Source organism: Rhodococcus sp. CX (assembly GCF_015865005.1).
In the GTDB taxonomy this organism is placed as follows: Bacteria; Actinomycetota; Actinomycetes; order Mycobacteriales; family Mycobacteriaceae; genus Rhodococcus.
In genome coordinates this window covers 4,203-7,986 of sequence record NZ_JADZGH010000147.1, presented here as the reverse complement: position 1 = coordinate 7,986, position 3,784 = coordinate 4,203, and the positions used below count along the sequence as shown (strand labels likewise).

At 67.9% G+C, this 3,784-nt stretch carries 3 protein-coding genes; all 3 read right to left on the bottom strand.

Going from position 1 to position 3,784, the window contains the following annotated elements:
• Positions 1-12: 12 nt before the first annotated feature.
• Positions 13-1,626: an ABC transporter permease gene (locus I0Q12_RS15750; RefSeq protein WP_197252802.1), complete on the bottom strand. Its 1,614-nt coding sequence runs from the start codon at positions 1,624-1,626 to the stop codon at positions 13-15.
• Positions 1,623-2,537 (bottom strand): ABC transporter ATP-binding protein, encoded by a 915-nt coding sequence (locus tag I0Q12_RS15745; protein WP_197252801.1) that lies wholly within the window; start codon positions 2,535-2,537, stop codon positions 1,623-1,625. The genes I0Q12_RS15750 and I0Q12_RS15745 overlap by 4 nt, the downstream gene beginning before the upstream one ends.
• A gap of 233 nt (positions 2,538-2,770) precedes the next feature.
• Positions 2,771-3,724, bottom strand: coding sequence for a diiron oxygenase (locus tag I0Q12_RS15740; RefSeq protein ID WP_197252800.1), 954 nt, complete (start codon positions 3,722-3,724; stop codon positions 2,771-2,773).
• Between the last annotated feature and the right edge of the window lie 60 nt (positions 3,725-3,784).

Below are 3,784 nucleotides of genomic sequence, written 5' to 3'. Positions count from 1 at the left end.
CGTGAGCGAGGATCAGCGCAGATCGCGCTGTCGGAACGCGAACAGCCCGGCCACGATGAGGGCCGCGGCGACGGTGGTCAGCCACAGCACGGGAGTGGCCGTGAACTCGCTCCCGGGCAGTTTCGGTGCGTGGCCGAACGGCTCGAGATCGAGCACCCATTGGGGGAGATGCGCGATCGGCCCGATGAACAACACGGCCAGGAATGCGGCCAGCACGCCCCACGCGACCGGTGCGAAGCGCGGTGCCATACCGAACAGGGCGACGGTCACTCCGGTGAGAACCCATATGGCGGGCAGTTGGACCAGGGCCGCACCGAACACTTTTCCCAGGACGCTGCCGTCACCGACCGCGACCGTGTAGGTCAGGGCCGCACAGACACCGGCGACGGTCATCGCCACGATCGGGCCCGCGAGCGAGAACACGATATGTCCGGCAGCCCAACGCATTCGCCCGACCGACCCAGCGAGCACCGGCTCGGTGCGCTGTGCATCCTCCTCGGAGTGCAACCGCAGGGCCGCCGAGATCGCGTATGCCGCGCCGGCGACTCCGAGCAGACTCATCGCGTACCCGATGAACGAGAGTTCGAGCGACTGGGACCCACCCATCCGCACGACCAGGTCGCGGATCGCCGCGTTGTCGCCGAGTTGATCGCCGACACCCTTCGCTGCGCTTCCGATGAGCAGGCCGTACAACCCCAGGCCGACGGTCCAGGCGAGCAGGGTGCCGCGCTGCATCCGCCAGGCCAGTCCCAGCGGTCCGGCCAGAGCGGGCGGCGCCTCGGACGGCCCGGGACGTGGCTCGATCAATCCCGCACCGATGTCACGCCTGCTCGCGAGTGCATAGGCCAGGATGGTCGCGCCCGTGGTCGTGGCGAGCAGTGGCACGACCACCCACCACCGTTCCGCCGCGAACGGCCGCATCTGCAGTGCCCAGCCGAGCGGGGAGAACCAGGAGAGGGTCCCGGATCCGGCATCGCCGACGGCCCGCAACGCAAAAGCGGTACCCAGCACCGCGAACGCGATACCGCGCGAGATCCGTGCGCTCGCGCTGAGCTGTGCCGCGACCGCCGCGATCGCTGCGAACACCGCCCCGGACAGCGCCAGCGCGGTTCCGTAACCTGCCGATCCGCCGAGCGGCAATCCCTTGCCGAGAAGAGCTGCGGTGCAAAGGAAGCCGGTGAGAATCGATGCGCCGAATGCCATCAGCAGTGCCGCGGTGAGCCCGGCGTACCGTCCCACCACGGTGGACCCGATCAACTCCGCCCGCCCGGTTTCCTCCTCGGCTCGGGTGTGCCGCACGACCGTGAGGATCGTCGCTATCGCGATCAGCGTGAAGTAGGCGCCGGCCTTCCACAGGCCGACCGAACCGAGGCTCGTGCCGAACATCGGTCCGTACATGGCGATTTCGGCGTGACTCGCGTTCGTCGCCGCCGCGAAGCGGGCGAGCTCGGCGTCGGATGTGTACAGGCTCTGGACGCTCGCGACATAGAGGGGTGGGGCGATCGCGAACAGTGCGACCCACAACGGCATCGAGATCCGGTCGCGCCGCAGGTACAGACGCAGCAGCGCGCCGGTACCCGCGAGATCGTGACCGGTGGTCGAGGGGCGCTCGCGTGTCGTGGTCATCGCGGCACCCGTTCGGCATCGATGGGTGTATCCGTCCGGTAGTGCTGCAGGAAGAGCTCTTCCAGAGTCGGAGGCGCCGAGATCAGGCTGCGGACCCCGGCGTCGCCGAGCGTCCGGATCAGCGCGCCCAGGTGCTCGCCGTCCACCTGGCAGTGCAGGACGTTGCCGTCGCGCCGCACGTCCGCGACGCCGGGCAGGTGTTCGACGTCGCCCGGGTCCCCGAGCAGTTCGGCCGTGATCGACGTCCGACGCAGGTGCCGCATGTCCGCCAGAGACCCGGATTCGACCACGCGGCCGTCGCGGATGATCGTCACGCGTTCGCATAGGGCTTCCACCTCGGAGAGGATGTGACTCGACAGCAGGACCGTCGTGCCGCGATCACGGGCCTCGGAGATGCATTCGCGGAAGACCGTCTCCTTCAGCGGGTCGAGGCCGGTGGTCGGTTCATCGAGCAGGAGCAGGTCCGCGTGGGACGAGAAGGCCGAGATCAGCGCGACCTTCTGGCGGTTCCCCTTCGAGTACGCGCGGGATCGCTTGGTCGGATCCAGCTCGAAACGCTCGATCAGCTCGGCGCGGCGATCCGGGTCGAGACCGCCGCGCATCCGGCCGAGCAGGTCGATGACTTCACCGCCGGTCAAGGACGGCCACAGTGTCACGTCGCCGGGGACGTACGCCAGCGAACGGTGCAGGTCCACCGCATCGGTCCACGGATCGCGACCGAAAACGGTTGCGGTACCCGAGGTTGCGCGCAGACTCCCGAGCAGGATGCGGATGGTCGTGGACTTGCCGGCGCCGTTGGGTCCGAGGAATCCGTGGATTTCCGCGCGACCGACCTCGAGGTCGAGACCCGCGAGTGCGCGGGTGGAGCCGAAGGTCTTCACGAGGTCCCGCGTTTCGATGACGTTCGTCATTCCTGCTCCTGCCGGATGCCGGCCTCCTTCGCCCGCCGAGCGAGTCGCCGGAGAAACGCTCGGTGATCCGGCACCCTCGTCGATTCAGGGTGTGGCCGATGCGGTGGAGTCGGGTCCGCGTCCGGCGGGCTCGGCCGGATCGATTCGTCGGTCCTTTCCCGATGGTAGGAGCAGATCGACGGAATGTCCCGGCCCGTGCCCGCCGGAAGGTCCCGCAGGCGTGGGCGGAGAACTCAGAGCAGGTGCACCTTCTTGTACAGGATCTTCGACGGGCCGCCGATCAGTCCGACGCTGTCGAGGAACGTCATGAGCTTCGCGCCGGACTTGCGAACCCGGTCGTGGTAGTGCGTGTTGGCCTTCGCCTCGGCGACCGCGCGGTCGCGGTCCAGGCCTGCGTTGGCGTAGACCTCTTCGCGGATCATGCTCTTGACCACGAAGTAGACCGTTACGGCCGTATTGATCCGCTCGAACTGCAGGCGCAGCTTGCTCGCGCCGGTCAGTCGCCGTGCGACCTCCTCGCGGGCGAACCGGATGTGCCGGGCCTCTTCGAGGACGTGGATCTTGCTGACCGTACGGGTGACCGGTTGCACGCGTTCGTCGCGCATGAAGTCGCGCTGCATCATGTCGAGGATCTCCTCGGCGGCCATGACGCTGGCGTAGGCGTTCGCGCCGCGGAAGAAACCACCCCACAGCCGGCCGAGGCGGTGAATGTACGGCGCGGGTCCGTAGCCGGGCATGCCGAGGCGCTCGCCGGCGCGGGCGAACATCACCGAGTGGCGGCACTCGTCGGCCACCTCGGTGAGGGCGAACTGCACGTGACGCGAGTGCTTGTTGCGGTTGTACACGTCGCGTAGAAGCATCTGCATGAGCAGGATCTCGAACCACAGGCCGACGCTGGAGACGCTCGCGGCCTCGTGCTTGGTCAGTTCGATGCGCTGTTCTTCGGTCATCTCGTCCCACAGGGCGGTGCCGTACAGCGTGCTCCACTCGGGGGTCATGCCGTACTTGTCCGCGGGGATGGGTGCCTCCCAGTCGACCTCGATCATCGGGTCGTACGACTTCCGGGCGACCGATGCGAGCAGGCGCCGGGCCGTGTCCTCGCGGTCCGACAGGGCCACCTTCGGCACGAATCCCCGGGTGGTGGCGGTATCGGCAACATCCTGGGAGCGCGTGAGCGATGCGGTCATGTCTCCACCTTTAGTGTGACGGACAGTAACTGTTAACCCGAGGCTACAGTCAGTGCCCGC

What these genes read in the sequence shown, in the direction of transcription:
- I0Q12_RS15750 (WP_197252802.1), bottom strand. Translation starts at nt 1,626, where the DNA reads ATGACCACGACACGCGAGCGCCCCTCGACCACCGGTCACGATCTCGCG.
- I0Q12_RS15745 (WP_197252801.1), bottom strand. Translation starts at nt 2,537, where the DNA reads ATGACGAACGTCATCGAAACGCGGGACCTCGTGAAGACCTTCGGCTCC.
- I0Q12_RS15740 (WP_197252800.1), bottom strand. Translation starts at nt 3,724, where the DNA reads ATGACCGCATCGCTCACGCGCTCCCAGGATGTTGCCGATACCGCCACC.